Consider the following 25,866-nt stretch of genomic DNA (forward strand, 5'->3'; position numbering starts at 1 on the left):
AAACCGGCAATGTTGTAGGATGTGAGTTTACAGACGTATAATTTGTCAAACGACAACCTTTTGGCTAACATTTAGGGAGAATACATTAAGGAAGCGGGAGGGACGAAAGTTGAGCTATACGACAAACGATATACAGAAGAGAGTCGATGATTACATATCCCAATTTAAAGAAGGTTATTTCTCTCCTTTAAGCCTGCAGGCAAGATTGACTGAAGAAGTGGGAGAACTGGCGAGAGAAATCAATCATAGATATGGTGAAAAACCTAAGAAGTCCACAGAAAAAGATAAGGCCATAGAGGAAGAATTAGGTGATATCATTTTCGTATTGACATGCTTTTCCAATTCTCTGGATATCGATTTATCCGACGCATTTGAACAATCGATGGGTAAAATAGAAACGAGAGATAAAGATCGCTGGACAAGAAAAGAAGGAGGAGAAGATGATGAGTGAGATAAAAGTGATTGTCGCAGGCCCGCGTGGTAAAATGGGCAGTGAGGCGTTGAAAATGATCGAAAAACAGCCTGCATTGTCTTTATCTGCTTGTATAGACCGCAAGCATGAGGGCAGGAAAGTTTCTGATATAGATGGCTTACCACCATTTGATGCAGTGATTTACACGGATGCAGAAGCATGCTTGAGGCAAGTGGATGCTGATGTTCTTATTGATTTGACCACTCCGGAGAATGGATATAAACATACGAAACTTGCACTTGAGAATGGGGTTCGTCCAGTGGTCGGTACAACTGGTTTTACCCGAGAGCAGCTGGATGAATTGATGCAATTGTCGGAAGAGAAAAAAACCGGGGCAGTTATTGCACCCAATTTTGCCATTGGAGCGGTGTTAATGATGCAATTCGCTAAATGGGCAGCCAAGCATTTCCCGGATGTTGAGATTATCGAAAAGCATCATGATCAAAAGTTGGATGCTCCCTCTGGCACAGCCGTTAAAACAGCTGAGTTGATCAAAGAAATGCGTGAGCCACATCATCAGGGGCATACAGATGAAAAAGAAACGCTCGAAGGTGCCCGTGGAGCAGATGTAGAAGGAATGAAAATACATAGTATGCGGCTGCCAGGACTTGTGGCTCACCAGGAAGTCATTTTCGGAGGGTTGGGAGAAACGCTCACTGTAAAACATGATTCCATTCACCGTGAATCATTTATGAGTGGGGTGAAGCTTGCAACTGAGAAAGTAATGGATCTGGATGTCCTTGTTTATGGTCTCGAATATTTACTTGACTAAAGGGGAGAGACGTATATGAATATTGCACTGATTGCTCACGACAAAAAAAAGAAAGATATCATTCAATTTGCAAAAAGCTATCATACTATTTTATCCAAACACCAACTATTCGCTACAGGAACAACTGGAAAGCAAATATCTGAGTCTTCAGGCTTGTCTATAACCCGCTACCAATCCGGTCCGCTTGGGGGTGACCAGCAAATCGGTGCGAAAATTGCTGCTGAAGAAATGGACATGGTGATTTTTTTCCGCGATCCATTGACTGCTCAACCTCATGAGCCTGATATCAGTGCGCTTCTAAGACTGTGTGATGTGCACCAAATTCCTGTAGCGACCAACTTAGCTGGAGCAGATATCATGATCAAAGCTTTGGATCATGAAGATTTTGAATGGCGGACGATCATTGAAGAGAACAGAAAGCAGGAGTGAATATGTATGGCGAAAATAGGAATCACGTGTTACCCCACTGTAGGGGGGTCAGGTGTTATTGCAACTGAATTGGGAAAACTGTTAGCTGAGCAAGGCCATGAGATCCATTTTGTAGCATCTCAAGTACCTTTCCGGTTGAATCGGGTCTACCCAAACATTTATTACCACGAGGTGGAGGTAAGCAACTATCCAGTTTTCCAGCATCCTCCCTATGATTTAGCACTCGCAGCTAAAATGGCAGAGGTTATAAACAGGGAAGAGTTGGACATTCTTCATGTCCATTATGCAATGCCGCACGCGGTTTGTGCTATTTTAGCCAAACAAATGTGTGAACGTGACGTTAAAATCATTACGACACTGCACGGAACGGATATTACAGTTTTAGGAATTGATTCGAGTTTGAAACAAATGATCAAGTTTGGTATTGAGCAATCGGATAGGGTTACAGCTGTATCACATAGTCTTGTTGAACAGACGAAGGACCGGCTGCAAACAGAGCGTTCTATCGATGTGATTTACAATTTTGTAGATGAAAGAGAATATCATCGTAAGCCAGACCTGGATTTGAAGTCACATTATGGTATTAAAGAAGAAGATGCGGTTCTTATTCATATCTCGAATTTCAGACGTGTTAAGAGGGTTCCGGATGTAATTCGGACATTCGCGGATGTTGCACAAGAACTTCCAGCTAAGCTTTTACTGGTCGGAGATGGTCCTGAATACTCGGAATGTCATCAACTTGTCCATGACCTGGGGCTGGAAGATCAAGTGCTATTCCTGGGGAAACAGGAAAATGTAAGTGAGCTGCTCTCTATCTCTGATTTGAAGTTATTGTTATCTGAAAAGGAAAGTTTTGGACTTGTTTTACTTGAAGCGATGGCGTGTGGTGTCCCTTGTATCGGTACGAATGTAGGGGGAATCCCGGAGGTCATTGATCATGGCGAAACCGGTTATATTGCCGAGCTTGGGAATATAGAGCAAACAGCGTATTTCGCTAAAAAAATCCTGCAAGATAAAGCGCTGCACAAGTCCATGGCTGACCAGGCCAAACGCACCGTCAATGATAAATTCGCTACGGAAACAATTCTTAGTGAATACGAGAAACTTTATGATCAGGTGTTATATGATGAAAATTGATCCTGTCTTCCACCCGGCATTCGAAGTGATTGAAAGAATTGAGCAGGCGGGAGGAGAAGCTTTTGTGGTTGGTGGTTCTGTGCGTGATTTCATAAGTGGCCGACCAATCGGAGATATTGATATTGCCACATCAGAACCTCCTCAACGGATTCAAGAGATTTTTGATAAAGTGATCCCGGTAGGAATTGAACATGGTACCGTCATCGTTCGTCATCAATCAGTGTCTTACGAAGTAACCACTTACCGCACTGAAAAAGGTTATGAAGACTACCGGCACCCTGATGAAGTGACATTCGTTCGTGATATTGCTATTGATTTAGCCCGAAGAGACTTTACAATGAATGCGATAGCTATGGACCGCTGCGGGAATTTCATAGACCCTTATGAAGGGCGGATAGCGATTCAGAATAAGACGATTGAAGCGGTGGGCGATCCCTTTCACAGATTCCGTGAAGACCCTCTTAGAATGATGCGTGCGATTCGCTTTTCCAGTCAGCTTTCATTTACTTTAGACGCTTCTACTAAAGAAGCTTTAGATGCAGAGTCGGCTTTACTTGCTTATATATCAATTGAAAGAATTGCAGTAGAGGTCCAAAAAATGTACGCTGGAAAAGGTTTTAGAAATGGATTGGAACTACTTACGGAGACCCGGCTTCACCATCAACTGCCGATTATTAATCAATTTGACTTGAGTGAGCTGGCACCAAGCGTACCGTTACAACATTGGCATGAGTTATTAGCTTACTTTATAACGTTGGATGAGAAGTTAAGTCTGGACCATTTTGTGAAGAGGTGGAAATTGTCCAATTCAACAAAACGACAGGCGGGCTCCTTATTAAAGGCAGTAGAAGCGTATGAGGAGCATCGAGATGTGACAGCATGGCTTGTGTATCGTCTTCCTGCGGAGTTATTTGATTCATTTGCCCGCTTGCTACAGGCTCTTGGTCAAGTAGAGGAAGATCTCAAAAGCATTATTGAACAGAAAAGGAAGCAACTGCCTGTGCAACGCAGGAAGGAGATCACCTTTCAAGCGGAAGATCTTATTGCATTGTATCCAGATATCCGTAAAGGACCGTGGATTTCTAAAGCCATGGAGCAGATAGAATACGAAATCATAAAAGAAAATATCGAAAATGACTACGAAAAGATAAAGGAGTGGGTCTTAGCGTGGAATCCACCCGTAAACAATTAATTGAACTATTGAATAAAAAAGATGGGCATATTTCCGGACAGGAACTTTCCAATCAATTAAACATCTCAAGAACTGCCATTTGGAAACATATGAATGAGTTGAAAAAGGACGGCTATGACATTGAAGCTGTTCAAAGAAAAGGCTATAAAATATTGTCTTCCCCTGATAAAATGAGTGAAAATACTTTACAGTGGGGATTGGACACAGAATGGATCGGCCATCAGCTTTTCCATTACGACCAGGTGGAGTCGACACAGGAGATCGTGCACCAAATGGCTAAGCAGGGAAAGCCGCACGGGACCGTTGTTATCGCTGATGAGCAAGTTAAAGGAAAAGGCCGTATGGCAAGGAAATGGGACTCACCCAAAGGAAAAGGCATTTGGATGAGTATTTTGTTAAGACCGAATTTACCACCATTCAAAGCGCCGCAGCTGACCTTGCTTGCAGCGACTGTGCTGGCTGAAATGATTTCGGAAAGGTCTGCACTTGTGCCACAAATCAAGTGGCCGAATGATTTGCTCATCCATCATAAAAAAGTTTCTGGTATTCTGACAGAGATGCAGGCAGAGCAGGATGCAATCCAGTATATTGTAGTGGGAATAGGGATGAACGTTAACCAGAATGGAGAAGAGATTCCTGAGGATATCCGCCACAAAGCATCTTCCCTTAAGAATGAAGCAGGTGAAGAGTGGAACATTCAAGAAACGGTTCAGCACATTTTGCGTTTGTTCGAACGTACATATGATCAATACGAATCCGATGGTTTTGAGGCGATAAAGGCAAACTGGGAAAAGCATGGCTATCGGATTGGTGAAGAGGTAACGATTTCAACTATGAAACGAACGTGGAAGGCTACTTTAGTAGGGATAGAACCAGACGGGGCTCTTTGTGTGAGAGATCGTGATGGGAACCATGAAAAGCTGTATTCAGCAGAAATTCATTGGGGAGAGGGAGGATATCATGCGTAACAAAAACCAATTTCTACGTATGAAGCAAGACCAGGAAAAAATCGCTATGATCACCGGTTACGATTTTCCATCAGCCAAAATGGCAGAAGAGGCAAAGGCAGATATGATTCTCGTAGGGGATAGTTTAGGGATGACTGTGCTTGGCTACGATTCAACCATCCCTGTTACCATCGAGGACATGGTCCATCATGGGAAAGCTGTAGCGCGTGGAGCAGGTGATACGTTCAAAGTGATTGATATGCCGTTTATGTCTTACCATATTTCTATAGAAGAAGCATTGAAAAACGGGAGAAGACTGTATCAAGAAACAGGTGCGCAAGCTTTAAAACTTGAGGGAAGCGGAGAAGTTGCGGAAATCATGTCTAAGCTTGTCCACGCGGGGATCCCGGTGGTCGGACATATTGGATTGACACCTCAATCAGTCAACGTATTGGGAGGTTATAAAGTTCAAGGGAAAGATCGTGAAGCCGCCCAGCGTCTGTTGGATGAGGCGCTTGAAATCGAAGCGGCCGGAGCTATGGCCATCGTATTAGAATGTATTCCACACCAGTTGGCAGAGGTCATTACCAAGCGAATATCCATCCCTACGATCGGAATAGGAGCCGGTGCAGAATGCGATGGCCAGGTCCTTGTCTATCACGACATATTAAGATACGGGGTTGAACGTCTGCCTAAATTTGTGAAACCCTATGTCGATAGTAATCATTTATTAGGAGAAGCTGTGCAAACCTATGTGAACGAAGTTAAATCCAAAGCTTTTCCAGAAGAACAACATACATTCACCATGGATGTTTCAGTACTGCCAGAAGAATAAGGGGAGCCGACATGGAAGTTATGAAAGAAGTGGAAAAAGTACAGAACAAAGTAACAGAGCTTATTAAAGAAGGAAAATCAATCGGTTTTGTTCCAACTATGGGATATCTCCATGAAGGACATGTCCGTTTGATCAAAGAAGCACGAAAAGAAAATGATTTTGTGATTCTTAGTATTTTCATAAATCCCTTACAGTTCGGTGAAGGTGAGGATTTAGAAACCTACCCCCGGGATGAACATCACGATAAGAAGGTGGCTGAAGAAAACGGTGCAGATCTGATTTTCTTACCTTCGACAGATTCGATGTATCCAAACCCACTTTCCATCCATATGTCAGTTGAAGGACGTACGGATGCCTTGTGTGGAAGAAGCCGTCCCGGTCATTTTGAAGGGGTGGTCACAGTACTGACGAAACTGTTTCACATCACCCGCCCGACACGGACGTATTTCGGGATGAAAGATGCACAGCAGGTAGCTGTCGTGGATGCTCTTATCAAGGATTATAACTTCCCGATTGAACTTGTTCCTGTTCCAACGGTTAGAGAAGCGGATGGTCTTGCGAAAAGCAGCCGCAATGTCCACCTTTCTGCTAAGGAAAGAGAGGAAGCTCCCGCCATTCAGAAGGCATTACAATATGGCAGGGAACTTGTGTGTAATGGAGAAACAAGACCAGAAGAAGTTGTGCGGTCTACCCGGAAGTTTCTTGAAAGCCAAACTCATGGTAAAATAGATTATATTGAATTATTATCCTATCCTGAGTTAGAATTCGTAAAAACCATCGAACGACCTGTCATACTGGCCACTGCGGTCTTTTATGAAAAGGCGAGGCTGATCGATAATGTGGTTTTTAATGAAAAAGGAGAAGAGACAGCAGGATGAGCGGTAAGGAGGAACATGATGTTTCGCACCATGATGAAAGCCAAAATCCATCGCGCCCGGGTAACGGAAGCGAACTTGAATTATGTGGGGAGTATTACAATTGACCAGAATTTGATGGACCAAGTAGGGATTCTTCCTCATGAAAAGGTTCAAATCGTCAATAATAATAATGGTTCCCGTTTAGAGACTTATGTGATTTCAGGAGAGCGTGGAAGTGGAGTTATATGCTTGAACGGAGCTGCAGCAAGGCTTGTCCAACCAGATGATGTCGTCATAATCGTCTCTTATGCCATACTTAGTGAAGAAGAATTAGCAGATTTCAAACCGAAAATTGCCTTGATGGGCGAAGGTAATCAAGTGGAAGAAATCATAGAAGAGGAACCACCATTAACGGCTTTACCTTTTTGATGAGCAGGAACAAGCGAGTATTAAAGGGATTTTGCCATCATCGATCGGCAGGATCCTTCCTTTTTGTGGACGAAAGTAGGGGGATCGCATGACTACATTTGCAATTGTAGACTTAGAAACAACAGGAAATTCAGCATCTAAAGGAGATCGGATCATTGAGATCGGTATCGTTGTGATGAATGAAGAGGGATCCGTAGTAGAGGAATTCTCTTCTTTGGTTTACCCTGAAAGAGAGATCCCTCCGTTCATCACTTCCTTAACAGGGATAGAGGATGAAGATGTATTGGAAGCACCATTATTCTCGGAAATAGCAGAGGACATTTATCCTCTTTTTCAAAATGGATATATCGTTGCACATAATATAGAGTTCGACCTCAGCTTTTTGAATGATGAGTTAGCACGCTGCGGTTATCAACCATTACATAATCCCATCATTGATACAGTAGAATTTTCCAGGATCATGCTCCCGACCTCCCCGACTTATAAGCTGGGCCAATTGGCTGACCACTTGAATATGGGACACGATCGTCCTCATCGGGCTCTTTCTGATGCTCAAGTGACAGCGGATCTATTAGCATATCTTTTGAAAGAATTGAAAAGTCTCCCTGAGCGGACTTTGGTTCACCTTTTAAAGGTGGAATCTAAACTGAAAAGTGATCTTCGCCCTTTCATTCAACTGAATATAGACCAGAAACGTTATGGCCAAATAACAGATCCAGACATCGACATCCGTCATGGAATTTCTGTGAGAAAACAAACGAACTTACGTACCACGGCCCCTATAAATCTTCCTTCTTTTGAAAGTTGGAAAAAAGACGTTTATGAAGGTGAAAATGGTCTGAAAAGTCTGCTTGATAACTTTGAAAATAGACAAGGTCAGCAAGAGATGACTACAAATGTCCACGAGGCTTTTGAACAAGACAAACATGCAGTGATTGAAGCCGGGGCTGGGACGGGGAAATCGGTCGCTTATTTGTTGACTGCTTCCTATCATGCATTACAGCATGATTCGAGAGTGGTTATTACCACACATACAACCAGTCTTCAGAAACAATTGTTAGAAGATGAGATCCCTAAAGTCGAAAGAATGTTCCCACGCCCGATCAAAGCAGTTTTATATAAAGGGAAAAGTCACTATATCAGTCTGGTACATTTTCATTATGAACTCGAGAATTCTTATCAGGACAATTATGATGTAGCTCTTACTAAAGCCATGATTCTTGTATGGTTAACGACTACGAGGACTGGTGATGTCGATGAAATCCAATTGCCCTCCAATGGCCGGCAGTTCTGGCATAAAGTTTCGGCGGAGCAGTCAAGTAAATCCGTGCAGTTGGGTTATGTGGATGATTCATTTTATCAATGGGCTCAACAAAAAGCATTACATGCAGATTTGGTCATTACCAACCATGCACTGTTTTGTATGGATATTATGAAAGAGGAATCGATTTTACCGGAATATGACCGTGTCGTCATCGATGAAGCTCATCATTTGGAATCTGTTTCCAGCCGTTATTTCGGTGTAAGAATGAATTATAAAGAGATACAAAGGCACTTAACCCAATTTGGGGAAATCTTTCACAAGAGTGTATACAGGCAGTGGCCGTTACAACGAGAATTTCATCAATACCTTGAAAGAGGACAGTATGCCATTGATGAAGCAAAAGAAGAGTTGAGTCATCTTTCCCGTTTCATTTACCAAAATGTAAAAAAGCAAAAAAATCTCAAAGGGAAAAGTGATGTGGGGAGAATCCAACTGGTACTTAAACCGGAGGAAATGCCTTCTTTCATGACTACAGCTAAAGAAATGTCCTACCGCTTCTTAGCTTCTTTACAAAAGCTCAGCCATGAAATGAGTAAAATTGAAGAGCAATTGAGAGGGCTATTATCCCTTAAAGAAGACGAAGGTGTTCCCATTTTATTGACCCGTCTGCATACACATAGAGAACTTTGTCAGACAATTCGTTCCCAACTGATACACTACTTTGACTTCGTAAGAGAGGGAGAAGTGAAGTGGGTAGAGATTGAAGGAGAAGGGGCAGCCAATTCCATCTATTTGTTCAGTGAACCCTTTGACATCGCGCGCTTGCTTAACCAACGCCTGTTTCAGGTGAAGAAGAGTGTCATTTTGACAAGTGCCACTCTTGCTACCGATCATTCGTTCACATATATCCGTGACACTTTGGGGTTAATTGATGATGAACGCACATTAGAAGTCAACATACCTTCACCCTACAATTATAAAAACCAGGTGCAATTGATGGTCCCCAATGACTTTCCGAATGTGAAGGAAGATCCTGATGCTTTCATAGAAGCAATCAGTGAAGCGATATATTCTGTGGCTGAAGTGACTAGAGGAAGGATGCTCGTCCTATTCACCTCATATGACATGCTGAGAAAAACCTATCATTTGTTGAGGGATTTCATCGATCCAGAAGAGTTCATGATTTTCGCTCAAGGGATTTCCAGTGGAAGCAGAGACCGTCTGAAAAAGAATTTCCAGGCTTTCGATCAGGCGATTTTATTAGGGACAAGTTCGTTTTGGGAAGGTGTCGATATTCCAGGAGATGATTTATCCTGTCTTATGATGGTACGCTTACCTTTTCAACCCCCAGACCAGCCTGTCCAATCCATCAGGAACGAACGTATGAAAAAAGAAGGGAAAAATTCCTTTATGGAAAAATCCCTCCCTCATGCAATCATCCGTTTTAAACAAGGTTTTGGCAGGTTGATTAGAAGCAACAAGGATAGAGGTATCGTATTCATTTGTGATACAAGGTTGATGGAAGCTCGTTACGGCAAGTATTTCTTATCTTCACTTCCTGATGTACCAGTTTCTTATAAATCGACAAGACAATTGATTAATCAAATAGAAGATTGGTTGTAATAAAGGAAAGAAGTATAAGTGTGAACCTGTTATAATATTAAGCGGGAAACAAAAGAAATTGCGTATTCTTAACGAAGTACGTTGGAGGGTTAATCGATGGAGAATAAAATTGAAACACTTTCGACCGTAAGAATTCAAAAATCCGACGATTTATATAAGGTTGTCGATACATTGAATCGCACACTGAAAGAAAATAATCTAATGTTTGGATTGTCTTTGGATGATGACGATGCTGAAACCGCAGTCTTCACCATATACCGCACCTAGATGGCTGAAATGGGCTTTGCTCATCGCAGGAATACTTTTGATCTTAGGCCTTTCATTAGCCGTGTGGATGTATATAGATATCAATGGTGATCGAAAAAAAGGACATGAGCAAGCGGCGTCATTTGCAAAAAGTGAAACTGAAATATCACAAATAGAGAAAGTTTCTACATACCACGGCGAAAGGGAGATCCATGTCGTTCAAGGCCTGAAAGAAAATGAGGATAGTTTAATCGTTTTTATGGACTTGAAAGATGAGAAAATCCTCGATACGGTTTCTGATAAAGAAACCCTTTCAATAGAAGAAATGCAAGGACAATGGGCGGACAGTTGTTCAGCATGCACTTTCAAAGACGTGCAATATGGTTATGAAGAAAACGAGCCCGTCTATCAACTGACCTATATTGATGGTCAAGATCGGTATGTGCTCGACTATTTCACATTGACAGGTGATTCATTCGACCAGCGTTTCGCCTTTAGAAAAAAAGAATAGAAGGAGTGAGTTTGATGCAATTAGCAGACCGCGTGCAATCTTTGACACCATCAAGTACATTAGCCATTACAGCTAAAGCGAAAGCATTGAAAGCAGAAGGCCATGATGTGATCGGATTAGGAGCTGGGGAACCAGATTTCAATACACCATCTTATATTATCGAAGCAGCCAAAAGAGCAATGGATGAAGGGTTGACGAAATATACACCAGCAGGTGGCATACCTGAGCTGAAAAACAGTATTACCACCAAGTTGAAACGTGATCAAAGCTTAACGTACACAAATGAACAGATCATCGTGACAACAGGGGCCAAACATGCATTATTCACACTCTTTCAAGTGCTGTTGAATGAAGGGGACGAAGTCATCGTACCAGCACCGTATTGGGTCAGTTACCCAGAGCAAATCAAATTAGCGGGTGGAAAGCCCGTCATTCTTCCGGCTCAAGAATCGAATGATTTCAAAATTACTCCAGGTCAATTGAAAGAAGTCATTACACCTAAAACGAAAGCGGTCATCATCAATTCACCGAGTAATCCGACAGGGATGATGTATTCAGAAGATGAATTGAGAGCACTTGGGCAAGTTTGCCTAGAAAATGACATATTAGTCGTATCAGATGAAATTTATGAAAAACTTATTTACACAGAAGAAAGCCATGTATCAATCGCTCAGTTGTCCGAGGATCTTTATAACCAAACGGTCATTATCAATGGAGTTTCGAAATCCCATTCCATGACTGGATGGAGGATCGGCTTCGCTGCAGGTAATAAACAGATTATCAAAGCGATGTCGAATATGGCTTCTCATTCTACATCCAATCCGACTTCAATCGCCCAATATGCCGCTTTAGCTGCCTATACGGGTTCAGAAGAAAAGGTGATTGAGATGAGAGATGCTTTCAAAGATCGTCTGGAAGCACTCTATCAATGGCTCATCGAAATTCCAGGAGTAGAATGTGTCAAACCATCTGGGGCATTTTATTTATTTCCAAATGTCAAAAAAGCAGCAGAAGAAGGTGGGTTCGAAGATGTAGACAGTTGGGTGAAAGCTCTGCTGGATGAAGAAAAAGTAGCTCTCGTTCCCGGTTCAGGCTTTGGAAGTCCGGAAAATGTCCGGTTATCTTATGCAACATCATTGGATCAACTCGAAAAAGCAGCCGATAGAATCAAACGTTTTGTAAACAATCATCAATCATAATGCAATGTTGGAGGTATTATAGTGAAAACGACGATTACAGAAGTAGCAAAGCATGTCGGGGAAGAAGTTACGATTGGAGCATGGCTCAGTAACAAACGTTCAAGCGGGAAAATTGCATTTCTTCAACTCCGTGATGGAACAGGATTTATGCAAGGGATAGTTGTCAAAGCAGATATTGGTGAAGAAAAGTTTCAAGAAGCCAAAGCACTTACCCAAGAATCTTCTCTTTATGTCACCGGAGTGATTGTAGAAGATACCCGCTCACCATTAGGTTTTGAGATGCAAGTCAATGATTTTGAAATCATTCACGAAGCAGTTGATTATCCGATCACCCCTAAAGAGCATGGTACAGAATTTTTGATGGACCATCGGCACTTATGGTTGCGCTCTAAGCGTCAGCATGCTGTGATGAAGGTGCGTAACGAAATCATTCGCGCTACGTATGAATTCTTCAATGAAAACGGTTATGTTAAGATCGATCCGCCAATTTTAACCGGTTCCTCTGCAGAAGGAACGACTGAGCTCTTCCATACGAAATATTTCGAAGAAGATGCTTATTTATCTCAAAGTGGGCAGCTTTATATGGAAGCAGCCGCTATGGCATTTGGTCGAGTATTCAGTTTCGGCCCGACCTTCCGTGCTGAAAAATCCAAAACGCGCCGTCACTTGATTGAATTCTGGATGATCGAACCGGAAATGGCATTCATGGATCATGAAGACAGCCTTGAAGTCCAGGAACAATATGTTTCCCATGTCGTCCAGTCTGTCTTGAATAATTGTAAGATTGAACTAGAAGCATTAGGACGCGACACAGAAAAACTGGAAAAAGTAAAAGCCCCATTCCCTCGTATCAGTTACGATGATGCTATTCAAATGGTGAAAGAAAAAGGCTTTGATGACATTGAATGGGGGGATGACTTCGGTGCACCTCATGAAACTGCCATTGCAGAAAGCTATGATAAACCGGTATTCATAACGAATTATCCAGCTGAAATCAAAGCCTTCTATATGAAACCAGATCCAAAGCGTTCGGAAGTCGTCTTGTGTGCTGACTTGATCGCTCCTGAAGGATATGGTGAGATTATCGGAGGTTCGCAGCGAATCGATGACTTGGAATTAATGAAGCAGCGATATGAAGAGCATGACTTAACGGGGGATGCTTATAAATGGTATCTTCAGTTGAGAGAGTACGGAAGCGTTCCACACTCTGGGTTCGGACTAGGTTTAGAACGGACAGTAGCATGGATCGCCGGGGTTGAACATGTACGTGAAACAATCCCATTCCCGCGCCTATTGAACCGTCTTTACCCTTGATCCAATCCTCAGGCGGATGATCAAACACCGATAACTCGCCCTATGGCGTATCGGTGTTTTTCATTCGAAAGGAATCTAATGAAAGAGGAGGGATTAATTTGGCTAAATATCAAAGTTTCCAAGACATCCTGGATAACCAAATGGTCGTTCCCAAACAATTGTTGATGAATTATCAAAAACTGAACATCAATGAAACAGATTTGGTGGTTATTTTACAAATTCATCGATTTCGGTCGGACGGAAATAATTTTCCCACTCCAGAGGAATTGGCAGATCATCTGTCTATATCTTCCCAAGAATGCTCACAAGTGCTGAGAAGTCTCATTCAAAAGCGAATTATGACTATTGAGCAAAACCATAACGAAGACAAGGTGTTAAATGAGTGTTATTCACTGGAACCATTATGGGAAAAACTGTTCGCGGCTACACCTGCACGAAAAGAGCCATCTTATGATGAAAATATTTTTCCCTTATTTGAGCAGGAATTCGGAAGACCATTGTCCCCATTTGAAATTGAAACGATCAATATTTGGTTAGACGAAGAAGAGCAGGCTCCAGCATTAATCAAAGCAGCGTTGCGAGAAGCAGTTTTGATGAGTAAACTCAACTTCAAGTATATCGACCGTATTTTGAGGGAATGGAAAAGAAAAGGAGTAAGGACCGTAGAACAAGCCCGCGAGCAGGGGAAACAATTCAGACAGGCTCAGCAACCAGCTAAAGCACAGCAGCAGCTGGAAAGTAAGAAGCGGGATATCTCATTGTACTATAACTGGTTGGAGGAGGATTCTTAAACAAGGATTATGCTGAATAAAAAACAAATCCGTCATTGTTTAGATGCCTTTGAAGAAATGTTTCCAGAGGCAGAATGTGAATTGACACACAGCAACCCATTTGAACTCTTAGTGGCAGTCGTATTATCTGCCCAAGCTACGGACGCGCTTGTAAACAAGGTAACTCCTGGTCTGTTTGAAAAATATAAAACACCTGAAGATTTCATGGCTGTCCCGCTTGAAGAACTGCAAGATGATATTAGAAGAATCGGGCTGTATCGGAACAAGGCAAAAAATATTAAGAAGCTTTCCCAAACGCTTGTTGAAGAGCATGGAGGGGAAGTTCCTTCTACCAAAAAACAACTCGAAAACTTGGCTGGAGTAGGAAGGAAGACCGCAAATGTCGTGGCATCAGTTGCCTTCGATGAACCGGCGATTGCGGTAGATACTCACGTAGAGCGTGTTTCGAAAAGATTGGGCCTCTCCCGGTGGAAAGACTCTGTTTTAGAAGTTGAAAAAACGTTAATGAGAAAAATCCCCATCGAAGAGTGGAGTGTGACACATCACCGGATGATTTTCTTCGGTAGATATCATTGCAAGGCTCAGCGGCCCAACTGTGAAGAATGTCCACTATTATTCTTATGCAGGGAAGGGCAGAAACGTATCCGAAAAAAAGAAAAGCAATAGAAAAAGCACTCCCGATTTTTCGGGAGTGCTTTTTTGATGCTATGCTGCATCATCTTGTTGATTATTGGAACCATCTTCTGATGGACTTCCTTCATCTGATCCTGAATCCTGACCAGAATCCCCGTTTCCATCATTGTTCCCGCTATCGTCATTATTTCCTCCATCATTGTTCCCGCCGCTATTATCATCTCCGTTTCCGTCTTGGTTGTTGTCACTATCATCGCCATTTTCATTACCGTTGCCGTTTCCATTTCCATTGCCATTGTTATTGTCATTATTTTCTTCGTTACCGTTGCCATTTTCATTGTTACCTTCATCCTGGTTTTCCTGCTCATTTTCCTGATCAGCATTTCCATCATCTTCATTCTGGTTTTCATCTTCATTTTCTTCAGTTGGTTCTTCTTGTAATGAACCAGGCGTTTGAACTTGAACTGTGGCAGGATCACTATTTTCAGCATCTTCATTATCACTGACGGCTACTACAGAGAATTCATAAGTAGCTCCAGGATCGATACTGGTGATCTCTAACTCCGTTTCTTTTGTTGTAGTCAATTCCCTGCTTTCTCCTCCATCAATAGAAGCTGCGATACGGAATGTGACACCATCTTTTTCTTCATAATTCCAACTCAAGTCAATACTGCCGCTTTCCTCATTGAACGCTCCGGATAGGGACTGTACTGGGTCCAGTTTTTGAAAGACTTCAGATACTTTTGATGGTTGATTATCAACATGGAAAAGTTCAGTCACTATTCGACTATCCGGTGTGTAGTCACTCGGAAGTCTCGCAGGACGAGAATCTTCTTCGACATCCACCCATGCTACAGAGTCAGGTTTTTTGAAGTCTGCGGTATCTTTACCTTCTGATAAGCTTGCCATTAAAGGTCTGTAAATTTGTTTTGGAATATCTTTAGCTGCTTGAGATAAGGCCTTTTCTTCATCATATCCAGTCCAGATCGAGATAGAGTAATCCGTTGTGTATCCATTGAACCATGAATCCGGGGCAAAGTCTCCTCGGTTTGTTGTCCCGGTTTTTCCTGCATCCGGGACACCAGGCACATTGGCAGCTGTTCCTGTTCCTTCACTCATCGTCGTTTGAAGCATATCGGAAATCATGAAAGCTGTATAGCTGTTCATTGCAGAAGAAGATTCAGGAGTAAGATCAATTGTTCCTTCTCCGGGTACTTCGACCTTTGTGACAGTGTAAGGTTCCGTATAGACACCTTCATTACCGAAAGCGGCGTATGAGCCGGCCAGTTGGACGGGATTGACACCTGTGCCACCACCGATGGCGTCCATTTGATGAATTTTATCGTCATTGAATTTAATGCCTAAACCTTCAGCAAACTCTTTCGCACGATCAAGCCCCACTTCTTCGATGGTCTTCAATGCCGGTATATTCAAAGATCGACTTAGAGCATACCTAGCGGAAACCCATCCACGGAATCGATTATCAAAATTATTTACTTCTTTTCCATTCACTTCTAATGGTTCATCTTTGATTTGGTGATAAGTAGATATTTTGTCGTACTGAATAGCAGGTCCATAAGCCGTTATCGGTTTGAAAGTGGAGCCTGGCTGCCGCTTGATGTCAGTAGCAAAGTTGAGATTTCCCTTTTCATAGTCACGGCCGCCACCGATTGCTTTGATAGCACCTGTCTTCGTATTTGTTACAGCAACACCTGTACGCAATTCTTCATCCGGCCAAGAAATAGGGCCGTCACTGCTCAACAATTGTTCGACCTGATCTTGTGCTTTCGGATCTAAAGTAGTGTAAATTTTCAAGCCATCCTTATAGATATCTGCACCATCCATCTTTTTCTCTACTTCTTTTGCTACTCGATCGATGAAGGCTTGATAAGGATTTGTTTTCTGTTGTTGTTCTTCTACGAGAATATCCTTCAGATTGACTTGACGAGCTTCTTCAGCTTCAGCTTCTGTAATCTTACCGTGTTGTACCATCAAACTTAAAACGGTACTCATGCGGTCTTTAGCTAAATCCGGGTTATCAAAAGGCATATAACCACTTGGACGTTGAGGCAGGCCAGCTAATAAAGCTGCTTCTGGCAACGTCAACTTACTGATATCATTTTTTCCGAAGTACGTTTCAGCGGCTTCTGCTACGCCATAGGCACCAGCACCGTAATAGTTCTTATTCAAGTACATCTCTAAGATTTTTTCTTTGGAATAATCCTGATCTAATTTTATGGCTAAGTACTGTTCTTGAACTTTTCGTTTCAACGTTTTGTCCGAGGTCAAGAAAGATTGTTTAACAACTTGTTGGGTGATTGTACTTGCACCCTCAGCCCCGAAACCTTCAGTGATGTTTGCCAGCACGGCACCGCCAATCCGGCGGAAGTCTATACCGAAATGGCTATAAAACCGAGCATCCTCGGTAGCGATGACAGCATCCTTCAGGACAGTCGGAATCTCATCATAGGTTACTTTCGTTCTCCGTTCATCACCAGCCAGGTCAGCCACGAGTTCTCCATTTTCGTCATAGACTTTAGATGAGAAAGGAACAGATAATTTCGATTCGTCTAACTCTGGTGCAGCTGCTACATAATATGCGAATAATCCACCGACACCGAGCATTAAAACAATTCCTATAGTAAGAAGTATCATAAAGATTTTTTTGAACTTAGGAGACTTTTTACTTTTTTTAGATGTTTTCATTTGTTTTCTTCTTGCTGTTCGAGACTGGCTATCATTTGCCATTTATCTTTCCTCCATTTCAGAAATAAAGCTTATCGAGAGCAGTAGCATAATCCACCCTTGCTTGGAAATGGAATGGTATTTGAATTCCTTCCTTTTCTACAAAAGCATATGGAATCGATTTTCTGCCACCATTCCATTGATCATCCCAATACAGGAAAAGTCCTGAAGAAGGGAGGAGGTAAACCTCTTCAAGCGGAGAGAAACAGAGAATCAGGAAGCTGATGCCTCCATGCTTTTCAATCGCCTTCATATGATCAATCTGGTGTTGGTGCACATTACTGAGGGGAAAAGAAGTTTTATTTTTTGTTTCTTTCGCCTCGAAATCAATGTACTTACCGCGATAAACTCCATTGAAGTCAGTCGTAGATGCTTGTTTGAAATAAGCTTCTTTAATGACGGCAGCACTCCGTTTAGGGTAATCGACATTCACAATTTGTACAGGCGTCGGTTTTTTATGAACGACAGCAATTCCTGCTTCCAAATAATATTGATTAGTTACATTGATATCCTCTTCTAATGACATCCCACGATTACTAAAATCAGGTTTTATCTTTCCTTTTGGGGCGTGACTTTGTTTAGTACTCCGCTTCCCATTGGGATAATTCAAACTTCATCCCTCCCTATAGCCATGAGAGTATCATATCAAAAATTCACGTCCAAGGATATATACAAAAGGTTCAATTACTTTAGACGTCTGTACAAGTAAAAGGTTTCATATTTCTATAAATTCGACAAAAAATAAATAGTACGCGTGAATAGTTCCCTGATTGGATCGTCGTTAAACCCCAATTAATTCATTCGAATACCCAATACATTTTGAGGGGGAGATTACGAACAAATGTGCAAGCGACTTGTTCACCCCCGCCAAGCATAAGCAAACCTTTGAAGTGGCGGTTTTTGCCACAGCAAAGGGCTTGCTTATGACCTCGAGGGGGTAGGCGCTGGAACTGGATGAAACAAATGTGCAAGCGACTTGTTCACCCCCGCCAAGCATAAGCAAACCTTTGAAGTGGCGGTTTATCCCACATGAGATATAAATAATATAAGATGAAAAAAGCTGTTGCTAAAACGTTAGCAACAGCTGGAATGATACTTAAGTGGAAGGACGGTTTTCACCAGCTAATTTCGGGTTATCTGTCTTTGCTGGTGTCGGTTTTTTCTTTTTCTTTTCTGGCTTTTTAGCCATATGAAATCCTCCTTTTCTGTCGAAGGGTCAGGTCATATTTGACTTGTTTTGTTGCTTTAGTTCTAGTCTTGTCATTCACAAAGGAGTTATGCACCCTTTAGAGAATTTATTAAAGACCATAATAGAGGAGGAGATATGGATGATGAAAAGCAGGGTTGTCACACCGGAAGAATTTGAAGAACAATTGTCTCAACTGCGCGAAAAATTCTCCTTGCTTGAACGACGTTTATCCTTGAAAGCAGATGAAATTGTATTCACGATGACGGTATCCCACCGGAAAGAAGTGGACGATTTGAAAGATGAAGTGTTTTCTCTGAGGGATGAATTGAAGAAAATGAAAAAAGAACGGCAACATGCCTATTTAGGAAAGGTTGCGCAACAAGCTAAACGTAGATCTGTAGGTTAAAATATTGCTGACTCTCTCACCCTCATGATACAGTGAAGAAAAAAGGTGAGGGAAACATGTCTCTTAAAACAAATACAGAAAAAATCAAACAACTCATTGACCGCCTCCATGGGCGATTTCTCAATACAGAAGGTCCAGTGGACAAAAAAAGTCATGAATTTTTCAATAAAGTAAAAGAAGATACAGCTCCTATGTTCGAATTGACACAGACTTGGATGGAAGAAGCAGAGGAATTCGTCAAAAGCAGGAAAGCGAATGTCCATCCCAATCAAGTGAAATCGACACATGAAAATCTTGAAATGATTATCCTCCATAGTTATTATCTGGACATTCCCATGAAAAGGTACAAAGAATTATACCAATCCTCTCATTATGTCCTGGATATGATTTTAGACGATTTGGAGAACGCCTGAATAAACACCTGTTTAACGAATAAGAGGAATGGTGTAGACAGCACAAAATATCCCCTTACTGATATTTTATAAAACCCAGACGAAAAAACTCCTTATAGTTGGAGTCCACTGCAATTTTTTGAATTATGCATCAAATGAAGAAGCCGAGTTTTGACGATTTTATCGTTCAACTCGGCTTCTTTTATAATTTTGATGAAGCTCTTTTCAGATAGGCCTCGTTGATGCCACGATGAGCGTGCCCGCGCAAGTATCCACCGGCAAGCAATTCGTGCGAAGAAACAATAAACTTTAACAGCTCCTCTAGATTGAAAAGGTTTTTTCAGTTGCCTTCTATTGATGGGGAGCTTTTTTTCTTCATATTAAGACCTGGTTGCTTTCCTATTTGTGATTTTAGCAATGATCAGGTAGAAAGCAGGGACCAGTATTAAGGTGAGTACGGTAGAGAAGAGAAGGCCTGAGACGATGGATACGGCCAACGGCTTAAACAGGACATCACCAGAATAAATGATCGGTGTCAATGCAGCGATCGATGTGAGTGAAGTCAAAACGATCGGTCTGATTCTTGCTCTTCCTGCTTCAATGACAGCTTCGACAATGCTGCTATAATCCTGTCTATTTTGTTCGATGAATTCAACCAATATGACAGAGTTTCTGACTACGATTCCTGATAAGGACACAATCCCGAGGGTTGCCAAGAAACTCAATGGCTGTCCTGATACGAATAAACCGATTATAGCTCCTGTAATAGCGAGGAAGACAGTACCTGTAATCAGCATAGGCATCAACAAAGAATTGAATTGAATCGCGATCGTCAAATAAATAAGGAATAGGACGATTACGAATAACTTCGAGACTTCGATAAAGAATTCAGTTGTTGCATCAGATTCCCCACTTTCAACAAGTGAGTACCCTTCCGGTAGATTTTCTTTTATTTGCTCGACTGTCTCCGAAGCCTTCGCTGAGAAACTTTCTTCCATTCCTTCTTCTGGATATGCTTCTATAGTTATCGTTCGTTTACCATTCAAGTGAGGAAGCACACCAATGCGTTGAGTTTGATCCACAGAAATGATCTCATCCAAAGACAATGTCTGTGGTGGTTGAGAACTTGGGGAATCACTTCCACCCCCAGCAATCTTCAAATCACTTAGAGCTACCCCCTCACTGTTGCCGTCATCTAGAATCACTTCCATCTGGAGACGGTTTCCGCTGTTGTCATACGTACCGAGAGGAATTCCGGTATTTGCTAATTGAAGTTGTGAAGTGAGTTGATCGATGGATATATTGTTCTCAGTCAGTAACTCCCGATCCGGGTTATATTCTATAAAAGGCTGTTTTTCTCCCGCATTGATCGTAGCAATTTCAGCCCCTTCTACATCTGCAAGTTGATCTCGTGCTTTTTTCGCTTCTTCAATCAAGGGTCCAGTTTCGTTCCCTTGTATTTGCACCTGGATCGGCGGTGATGGAGGAGGGCCGGAAACGATGGTTTCTAAAAATATTTCAGCGTCAGGATAGGCCTCTCTCAATGGTTTTTCCCATTCCTCAATGAAATTGGAAGCACTAGTTTGCTCCCGGTCAACCCTTATGAGCAATTGCCCTGTGTTTTCACCGCTCCTTTGTAAACCAGAGCTGAACAAATTAGGAAGACCGGATCCAGTATAAATGGCGGTTTCTGTAATATTTTCTTCACGGTCTTCTAAAAATTGAACCATATCCTGCAATTGTGTCTGTGTTTCATCTATAGGTGTCCCTTGTGGATTTTCAATGGAAACAGTAACTTCAGGTCTATCTGCCGCTGGAAAGAATTCGAATGGTATCCGAATGACTAAAAGAGCAAGGGCTGCACATAATGCTAAGCCAGTCACCGCTGTCACCCATGGCTTTTTGGTCGTCTTAGGCAAAATTTTATCTGCGTAGATATTTTCCATCCCATCGAATGCTCTTCCTAACACCCCTTTCTTTGTTTCTGTATTTTGTTTTTGTCTGCGTTCCCTTACGTATTGTACGGTGGGGATAAAGGTTAAAGCAATGATCGTAGAAGCCACGACTGTGAAAATCAGTACAGAAGGTAAAGCACGGATGAAGTCCCCGTTCGTACCTGATAAGAACATAAGTGGAAGGAAGCTGAAAATTATCATTAGTGTAGAAGTAATGATTGATTTTCCTACTTCCTTCACTCCACGAATGGTACCTTCCAGAGGGCCATCTCCAAGTTGAAACCTTCGTTGGATATTGTCGTTAACCACAATTGCATCATCCACAAGGATCCCGATGGCGATGATCATGCCTATGATAGAGATTTGGTTCAAGTCCACACCCAAATAAGGAAGAGGAATCAGTCCGATTAAAATAGATATAGGAATAGCTAAACCAACAAGGATTGCAGATGATATCGGAAGACCAAGAGCCATAATGATGAAGACGGCAATTAAAGAAATAGAAAATGATGTGACAAGGTTTGTGAAAACTTCATTAATGATAGTACTTTGTGTATAAAAACGGTCGACTTGGATAGAGGGAGGGAGTTCGTTAGATAACGAATCGACTCTATTTGTAATTTGTTCTTGCAGCGCAGATATGTTGACCCCATCTTCAGCCAGAATAGTTACAGATAGAGCGGATTTGCCTTCATGAATTATCAAATCTTCAGCGTCTTTATTTGTAATTTCGATGGAGCCGATGTCAGAAAGTGAGAGTACTTCTCCGTCATTATTCTTACCTATAGAAAGGCTTGAAAGCTCCTCAATATCTGAATACTTATTGACTATCAATTGTTTGACCTCATTACCATCTTCTTCAGTCCCAATTGCGGCCGGCCCGATTTCTTCCCTTAGCAAATTGATGATAGAGAAGGGCGAAAGTCGGTTTTCATTAAGCAGTTCATTATCGAGTGAAATAGAAACTTGCTGCTCCGGCAGACCTTTAATCGAAATGGATTCGACACCTGAAATCTCAGTTAATTGATCTTCCCATTCATCCAGCTTGCTCCGGAGTTCATAAAGGGCGTTGGTGTCCTCCGCTAATAAGTGATAAGAGGCAACAGCTGAAGTGGATAAGTCAGTGTTAATATCAGGGTCCTGTACTTCATCTGGAAAACTCCTGGCTGCATCGGAAACAGTCTGTCTGATTTTTGAGTTGACTGTATTACGGTCAGCTTCTCCACTAAGAGTAGCAGTGATGGATCCAAATCCTGTTGTAGAGGCAGAAGTTACTTCCTCAATCCCCTGGATATTTAATAGTTCATCCTCTATCGGATTCGTAATGGTTCTTTCGACTTCTATAGGAGTCGCACCTGGATACACGGTTGAGATAGACGCTGCATTAACGTCAATTTCCGGTATTTCTCTTTTGGGCAATTGTAAATAGGTGAATACCCCGGTGAAGATTAGTAATGCGATAAAAACCCAGACAATCTTATTGTATTTAAGTATCGACTTCATGAAGTCATTCCCTCCCCTTAAATTATGGTGGCGCTGCTTCTTAGTATAAACGTTTATTTGACACTTGTGTCAAATAAACACTTTTTCAATGTGCTCTGTTCATAGTTGTGAAACCGCTTTACATTTTTGAGTTATTCATATATAATTGCTTTCCCATCATGAGGGAGGGATAACAATGGAATTAGGACAATTGATCGAAAAAGCTAAATATGTACGAGAGAAAGCTTACACACCCTACTCAAAGTTTCAAGTAGGCGCTGCCTTGCTAACTGTGGACGGTTCATTATACACCGGGTGCAACATTGAAAATGCTGCCTATCCTGTTACATGTTGTGCAGAAAGGGTAGCTATTTTTAAAGCTATTTCTGAAGGCCGATTTCACTTCAAAGAAATAGCAGTAGTAGCGGACACGAAAAGACCAGTACCGCCTTGTGGTTCTTGTCGCCAGGTGATGAGCGAATTCTTTTCGTCCGATGTAAAGATCCACACCACTAATCTTCAGGGAGAAACGAAAACTTTTACAATGGAAGAGATTCTTCCCTTTTCATTTGCGTCATCTGATCTTCCCGAAGATCAGTCTTAATATTCATTTATACTTAAGATATAGGAAGGGATGAGAACTCATCCCTTTTTTTTATTTGGAGTTCAAAGATACCATTCAAACACTTGAACATCTTAATTATTCCGTAGATATGAGAATATCGCCCAGTACATTCGATGGTTTTGTGACATACGCTGATAAGGAATAACAGAACAAGGAGTGAAAGCATAATGCATAATCATTCAATGCAAGGTTCTTGTGGCTGTGGACCGTCTGGACCTGCAAGCAATCGTCGCCCGATCGTTTGTCCAATGCAACATTGCGTGCTGGATAATTACTTTTTAGAAAATCAAGACTATATCCACCCGACACACATCCTCGTGCAGAACCACCACATGCTGAATAACAACCATTACTTCCCTTATATGGTGTCTGAACAGAATAGCTTCCAAACACAGGATTTCGCTTTTCCTCAAGGGTCTTCCCCAGATTACAATTGGATGGATTATATGAACCCTCAGGAGATGGGTCAAATGCCAATGGGTCAAGGCCAAGGCCAAGGCCAAGGGCAAATGCCTATGATGGACCAGGAAGACATGGGAGAAATGGGTCAAATGCCTATGATGAATCAAGAGGGTATGGACGGTATGGGCCAAATGCCTATGATGCCCGGACAAATGATGGGACAGGGACAAATGCCGATGGGTCAAGGGCAAATACCTATGATGGGTCAAGGTCAAGGTCAAGGGCAAATACCTATGATGGGTCAAGGTCAAGGTCAAGGGCAAATGCCAATGGGTCAAGGCCAAGGCCAAGGTCAAGGACAAATGCCTATGATGGGCCAGGGCCAAATGCCTATGATGGGCGGATCCGGATCGAACAGTTAACTCTAAATAAGCCACGTTTTAGTGGCTTATTTTCTTTTTTTTGATAGAAGTATTAGAATAGTAAGTGAGCGGATCACTTAACGTTGTTGTTGTTTAAGGAGGAATACACCATGAAAACCATAGTTGTAACCGGGTATAAACCGATGGAAATGGGAATCTTCAAGCCGAACGATCCGAAAATTGCTTTTATTAAAGAATCGATCAGGAAAAGATTGAGCGCCTTCATTGAAGAAGGTCTTGAATGGGTGCTTGTATCCGGGCAAATGGGTGTTGAATTATGGACATCAGAGGTGGTGTTAGATTTGAAAGAAGAATACGAGATCAAACTTGGTATCCTTCCTCCATTTGAGAATCAACAAGAGCGGTGGCCGGAAGATCTACAAATGATTTATGAAGAAGTGACGATGACTGCTGATTTTTTTAAGCCAATCTACAAAAAAGGATACGACGGGCCTTATCAATTTAAAGCGAAAGATCAATTTTTAGTGGCGCATTCAGATGGGTGCCTCGTATTGTTTGATGAGGATACGAAAGGGAGCCCCGAATTCTTCTTAAGGGCAGCTGAAAAAGCAGCTGAAAAAGAGGATTATCCAATTTTATACATAACACCTTTAGACCTGGAAGAAACCGTCGAGGAGCTGCGAATGGCGAATCCTGACTATTGGAGTCAATAAAATTTTTACACTTAAAATTGACATTTGCTCCACCTTTTGAAAAAATAAGTGTAATGTGTTAAACAGAGGTGAGGTTAATATGAATTTAGAAGAGTATCAATTGAGCGGTAAGGATATACTTGAGAAAGATTTCAAAACATCCATGCGTGGGTACAATCAGGAAGAAGTCGATGAGTATCTAGATTTGATTATTCAGGATTACGATCGTTTTCAACAGGAAATTGAACGTTTGCAGCAGGAAAATGATAGACTGAAAAAGATGTCTTCACGTGAAACGACCCAAAGGCAGAGACAGCCGCAACCGTCTACGAATAATCATCAAGTCAATTATGATATTCTCAAACGTGTATCCAATTTAGAAAAAGCTGTTTTCGGTAACAAGTACGCAGATTGATCCCTGGTATTTCCATATGACAAAGCAATACGAATTTGTTATAATGGTTGAGCGTGTCTGTGATGGCACCTTGAATGCACAATCAAAACAGATTTTGAATACTCGGGTAATCGCTGTATGGTTCACCATGCAGAGGAAAGTCCATGCTCGCACAAGCTGAGATGCTTGTAGTGTTCGTGCTTGACGAAACCATAAGTCAAGGGAGTTCTTAGAACTAACGGCAAGGAAAATTCCTACGTCTTTAGATATGGAATGACTACTTTGAAAGTGCCACAGTGACGGAGCCGTAGTAGAAATACTGCGGGTGGAACGAGGTAAACCCCACGAGCGAGCAACCCAAATATAGGTAGGGGCACTCTCTGAAAGGAAATGAACAGAAGGAGAGGTCGTTTTACGGCAGATAGATGATTGCCACCGGAGTACGAGGTTGACCACCGTTTGTAGTACAATGGAACAGAACATGGCTTACAGAGTATTCAAAAGGTCTTCATTTAAGTACAATACACCCTTCTGGAAAGCCACAAGCTTT

At 41.9% G+C, this 25,866-nt stretch carries 25 protein-coding genes and 1 other RNA gene; 23 read left to right on the top strand and 3 right to left on the bottom strand.

From position 1 onward, the window contains the following. Nucleotides 1–109 precede the first annotated feature (109 nt). The 16 genes from HLI_RS00555 to nth all read left to right on the top strand — a co-directional run bounded on the left by HLI_RS00555 (nt 110) and on the right by nth (nt 14,684). Nucleotides 110–451, top strand: coding sequence for a nucleotide pyrophosphohydrolase (locus tag HLI_RS00555; protein ID WP_128522561.1), 342 nt, complete (start codon nt 110–112; stop codon nt 449–451). Then, complete coding sequence (gene dapB, locus HLI_RS00560; protein WP_128522562.1) at nt 444–1,244, top strand: 4-hydroxy-tetrahydrodipicolinate reductase; 801 nt, start codon at nt 444–446, stop codon at nt 1,242–1,244. The genes HLI_RS00555 and dapB overlap by 8 nt, the downstream gene beginning before the upstream one ends. A gap of 15 nt (nt 1,245–1,259) precedes the next feature. Beyond that, a complete protein-coding gene (gene mgsA / locus HLI_RS00565; RefSeq protein ID WP_128522563.1) occupies nt 1,260–1,673 on the top strand; it encodes a methylglyoxal synthase in 414 nt (137 codons plus the stop codon). A 6-nt stretch (nt 1,674–1,679) separates the two neighbouring features. Continuing rightward, the gene (bshA, locus tag HLI_RS00570) at nt 1,680–2,810 is read left to right on the top strand and encodes an N-acetyl-alpha-D-glucosaminyl L-malate synthase BshA (protein WP_128522564.1); all 1,131 of its coding nucleotides are present in this window, start codon (nt 1,680–1,682) and stop codon (nt 2,808–2,810) included. Further along, nucleotides 2,800–4,002: a CCA tRNA nucleotidyltransferase gene (locus HLI_RS00575; RefSeq protein ID WP_128522565.1), complete on the top strand. Its 1,203-nt coding sequence runs from the start codon at nt 2,800–2,802 to the stop codon at nt 4,000–4,002. Before bshA ends, HLI_RS00575 begins: the two co-directional genes overlap by 11 nt. After that, complete coding sequence (locus HLI_RS00580; RefSeq protein WP_128522566.1) at nt 3,978–4,970, top strand: biotin--[acetyl-CoA-carboxylase] ligase; 993 nt, start codon at nt 3,978–3,980, stop codon at nt 4,968–4,970. The genes HLI_RS00575 and HLI_RS00580 overlap by 25 nt, the downstream gene beginning before the upstream one ends. Further along, complete coding sequence (gene panB / locus HLI_RS00585; protein WP_128522567.1) at nt 4,963–5,784, top strand: 3-methyl-2-oxobutanoate hydroxymethyltransferase; 822 nt, start codon at nt 4,963–4,965, stop codon at nt 5,782–5,784. The genes HLI_RS00580 and panB overlap by 8 nt, the downstream gene beginning before the upstream one ends. 11 nt (nt 5,785–5,795) lie before the next feature. Beyond that, entirely contained in the window at nt 5,796–6,662 is an 867-nt protein-coding gene (gene panC / locus HLI_RS00590; RefSeq protein WP_128522568.1) for a pantoate--beta-alanine ligase, read from the top strand. Nucleotides 6,663–6,680: 18 nt separating this feature from the next. Further along, nucleotides 6,681–7,070, top strand: a complete 390-nt coding sequence (panD, locus tag HLI_RS00595; protein ID WP_128522569.1) for an aspartate 1-decarboxylase — start codon at nt 6,681–6,683, stop codon at nt 7,068–7,070. A gap of 88 nt (nt 7,071–7,158) precedes the next feature. Then, complete coding sequence (gene dinG / locus HLI_RS00600) at nt 7,159–9,957, top strand: ATP-dependent DNA helicase DinG (protein ID WP_128522570.1); 2,799 nt, start codon at nt 7,159–7,161, stop codon at nt 9,955–9,957. A 96-nt stretch (nt 9,958–10,053) separates the two neighbouring features. Further along, nucleotides 10,054–10,224 (top strand): YpmA family protein, encoded by a 171-nt coding sequence (locus tag HLI_RS00605; RefSeq protein ID WP_128522571.1) that lies wholly within the window; start codon nt 10,054–10,056, stop codon nt 10,222–10,224. Then, nucleotides 10,187–10,714, top strand: coding sequence for a cell wall elongation regulator TseB-like domain-containing protein (locus tag HLI_RS00610; RefSeq protein WP_241655909.1), 528 nt, complete (start codon nt 10,187–10,189; stop codon nt 10,712–10,714). Before HLI_RS00605 ends, HLI_RS00610 begins: the two co-directional genes overlap by 38 nt. Nucleotides 10,715–10,728: 14 nt before the next feature. Beyond that, the gene (locus HLI_RS00615; RefSeq protein WP_128522572.1) at nt 10,729–11,913 is read left to right on the top strand and encodes a pyridoxal phosphate-dependent aminotransferase; all 1,185 of its coding nucleotides are present in this window, start codon (nt 10,729–10,731) and stop codon (nt 11,911–11,913) included. Between the two features lie 21 nt (nt 11,914–11,934). Then, nucleotides 11,935–13,227, top strand: a complete 1,293-nt coding sequence (gene asnS, locus HLI_RS00620) for an asparagine--tRNA ligase (RefSeq protein ID WP_128522573.1) — start codon at nt 11,935–11,937, stop codon at nt 13,225–13,227. A 98-nt stretch (nt 13,228–13,325) separates the two neighbouring features. Then, nucleotides 13,326–14,018 carry a DnaD domain-containing protein gene (locus tag HLI_RS00625; RefSeq protein ID WP_128522574.1) on the top strand — a complete coding sequence of 231 codons (693 nt, stop codon included), beginning with the start codon at nt 13,326–13,328 and terminating at the stop codon, nt 14,016–14,018. A 9-nt stretch (nt 14,019–14,027) separates the two neighbouring features. Further along, complete coding sequence (nth, locus tag HLI_RS00630) at nt 14,028–14,684, top strand: endonuclease III (RefSeq protein WP_128522575.1); 657 nt, start codon at nt 14,028–14,030, stop codon at nt 14,682–14,684. A gap of 39 nt (nt 14,685–14,723) precedes the next feature. Here the strand turns inward: nth and HLI_RS00635 are convergent, their stop codons facing one another. Both HLI_RS00635 and recU read right to left on the bottom strand, forming a co-directional pair. After that, nucleotides 14,724–17,399 carry a penicillin-binding protein 1A gene (locus HLI_RS00635; RefSeq protein WP_128522576.1) on the bottom strand — a complete coding sequence of 892 codons (2,676 nt, stop codon included), beginning with the start codon at nt 17,397–17,399 and terminating at the stop codon, nt 14,724–14,726. A 16-nt stretch (nt 17,400–17,415) separates the two neighbouring features. Next, nucleotides 17,416–18,006, bottom strand: coding sequence for a Holliday junction resolvase RecU (recU, locus tag HLI_RS00640; protein ID WP_128522577.1), 591 nt, complete (start codon nt 18,004–18,006; stop codon nt 17,416–17,418). Nucleotides 18,007–18,724: 718 nt separating this feature from the next. Here recU and HLI_RS00645 point away from each other — a divergent pair. Both HLI_RS00645 and HLI_RS00650 read left to right on the top strand, forming a co-directional pair. After that, nucleotides 18,725–18,991 carry a hypothetical protein gene (locus HLI_RS00645; protein WP_128522578.1) on the top strand — a complete coding sequence of 89 codons (267 nt, stop codon included), beginning with the start codon at nt 18,725–18,727 and terminating at the stop codon, nt 18,989–18,991. 56 nt (nt 18,992–19,047) lie between these two features. Continuing rightward, nucleotides 19,048–19,404 (top strand): YppE family protein, encoded by a 357-nt coding sequence (locus tag HLI_RS00650; protein ID WP_128522579.1) that lies wholly within the window; start codon nt 19,048–19,050, stop codon nt 19,402–19,404. 359 nt (nt 19,405–19,763) lie between these two features. Here HLI_RS00650 and HLI_RS00655 read toward each other — a convergent pair whose 3' ends face one another. Continuing rightward, on the bottom strand, nt 19,764–22,841 hold the full coding sequence (locus HLI_RS00655) for an efflux RND transporter permease subunit (RefSeq protein ID WP_128522580.1): 3,078 nt from the start codon (nt 22,839–22,841) through the stop codon (nt 19,764–19,766). Between the two features lie 175 nt (nt 22,842–23,016). Here HLI_RS00655 and cdd point away from each other — a divergent pair, with 175 nt between their 5' ends. The 5 genes from cdd to rnpB all read left to right on the top strand — a co-directional run bounded on the left by cdd (nt 23,017) and on the right by rnpB (nt 25,810). Then, a complete protein-coding gene (cdd, locus tag HLI_RS00660; RefSeq protein WP_128522581.1) occupies nt 23,017–23,424 on the top strand; it encodes a cytidine deaminase in 408 nt (135 codons plus the stop codon). 188 nt (nt 23,425–23,612) lie between these two features. Next, complete coding sequence (locus HLI_RS00665) at nt 23,613–24,269, top strand: CotD family spore coat protein (protein WP_128522582.1); 657 nt, start codon at nt 23,613–23,615, stop codon at nt 24,267–24,269. 110 nt (nt 24,270–24,379) lie between these two features. Further along, nucleotides 24,380–24,943, top strand: coding sequence for an SLOG family protein (locus HLI_RS00670; RefSeq protein WP_128522583.1), 564 nt, complete (start codon nt 24,380–24,382; stop codon nt 24,941–24,943). A gap of 79 nt (nt 24,944–25,022) precedes the next feature. Beyond that, nucleotides 25,023–25,337 (top strand): cell division regulator GpsB, encoded by a 315-nt coding sequence (gene gpsB / locus HLI_RS00675; RefSeq protein ID WP_128522584.1) that lies wholly within the window; start codon nt 25,023–25,025, stop codon nt 25,335–25,337. Between the two features lie 98 nt (nt 25,338–25,435). Then, an RNA gene (rnpB, locus tag HLI_RS00680) (RNase P RNA component class B) lies at nt 25,436–25,810 on the top strand. The last annotated feature ends 56 nt before the right edge of the window (nt 25,811–25,866 follow it).

Source organism: Halobacillus litoralis, from assembly GCF_004101865.1.
Classification (GTDB): Bacteria; Bacillota; Bacilli; order Bacillales; family Halobacillaceae; genus Halobacillus; species Halobacillus litoralis_A.

What these genes read in the sequence shown, in the direction of transcription:
- HLI_RS00605 (WP_128522571.1), top strand. Translation starts at nt 10,054, where the DNA reads ATGGAGAATAAAATTGAAACACTTTCGACCGTAAGAATTCAAAAATCC.
- HLI_RS00635 (WP_128522576.1), bottom strand. Translation starts at nt 17,399, where the DNA reads ATGGCAAATGATAGCCAGTCTCGAACAGCAAGAAGAAAACAAATGAAA.
- HLI_RS00665 (WP_128522582.1), top strand. Translation starts at nt 23,613, where the DNA reads ATGCATAATCATTCAATGCAAGGTTCTTGTGGCTGTGGACCGTCTGGA.
- HLI_RS00615 (WP_128522572.1), top strand. Translation starts at nt 10,729, where the DNA reads ATGCAATTAGCAGACCGCGTGCAATCTTTGACACCATCAAGTACATTA.
- HLI_RS00610 (WP_241655909.1), top strand. Translation starts at nt 10,187, where the DNA reads ATGCTGAAACCGCAGTCTTCACCATATACCGCACCTAGATGGCTGAAA.
- panD (WP_128522569.1), top strand. Translation starts at nt 6,681, where the DNA reads ATGTTTCGCACCATGATGAAAGCCAAAATCCATCGCGCCCGGGTAACG.
- cdd (WP_128522581.1), top strand. Translation starts at nt 23,017, where the DNA reads ATGGAATTAGGACAATTGATCGAAAAAGCTAAATATGTACGAGAGAAA.
- panC (WP_128522568.1), top strand. Translation starts at nt 5,796, where the DNA reads ATGGAAGTTATGAAAGAAGTGGAAAAAGTACAGAACAAAGTAACAGAG.
- HLI_RS00650 (WP_128522579.1), top strand. Translation starts at nt 19,048, where the DNA reads ATGTCTCTTAAAACAAATACAGAAAAAATCAAACAACTCATTGACCGC.
- panB (WP_128522567.1), top strand. Translation starts at nt 4,963, where the DNA reads ATGCGTAACAAAAACCAATTTCTACGTATGAAGCAAGACCAGGAAAAA.
- dapB (WP_128522562.1), top strand. Translation starts at nt 444, where the DNA reads ATGAGTGAGATAAAAGTGATTGTCGCAGGCCCGCGTGGTAAAATGGGC.
- bshA (WP_128522564.1), top strand. Translation starts at nt 1,680, where the DNA reads ATGGCGAAAATAGGAATCACGTGTTACCCCACTGTAGGGGGGTCAGGT.
- HLI_RS00670 (WP_128522583.1), top strand. Translation starts at nt 24,380, where the DNA reads ATGAAAACCATAGTTGTAACCGGGTATAAACCGATGGAAATGGGAATC.
- HLI_RS00575 (WP_128522565.1), top strand. Translation starts at nt 2,800, where the DNA reads ATGAAAATTGATCCTGTCTTCCACCCGGCATTCGAAGTGATTGAAAGA.
- dinG (WP_128522570.1), top strand. Translation starts at nt 7,159, where the DNA reads ATGACTACATTTGCAATTGTAGACTTAGAAACAACAGGAAATTCAGCA.
- mgsA (WP_128522563.1), top strand. Translation starts at nt 1,260, where the DNA reads ATGAATATTGCACTGATTGCTCACGACAAAAAAAAGAAAGATATCATT.
- HLI_RS00645 (WP_128522578.1), top strand. Translation starts at nt 18,725, where the DNA reads ATGATGAAAAGCAGGGTTGTCACACCGGAAGAATTTGAAGAACAATTG.
- nth (WP_128522575.1), top strand. Translation starts at nt 14,028, where the DNA reads ATGCTGAATAAAAAACAAATCCGTCATTGTTTAGATGCCTTTGAAGAA.
- gpsB (WP_128522584.1), top strand. Translation starts at nt 25,023, where the DNA reads ATGAATTTAGAAGAGTATCAATTGAGCGGTAAGGATATACTTGAGAAA.
- HLI_RS00655 (WP_128522580.1), bottom strand. Translation starts at nt 22,841, where the DNA reads ATGAAGTCGATACTTAAATACAATAAGATTGTCTGGGTTTTTATCGCA.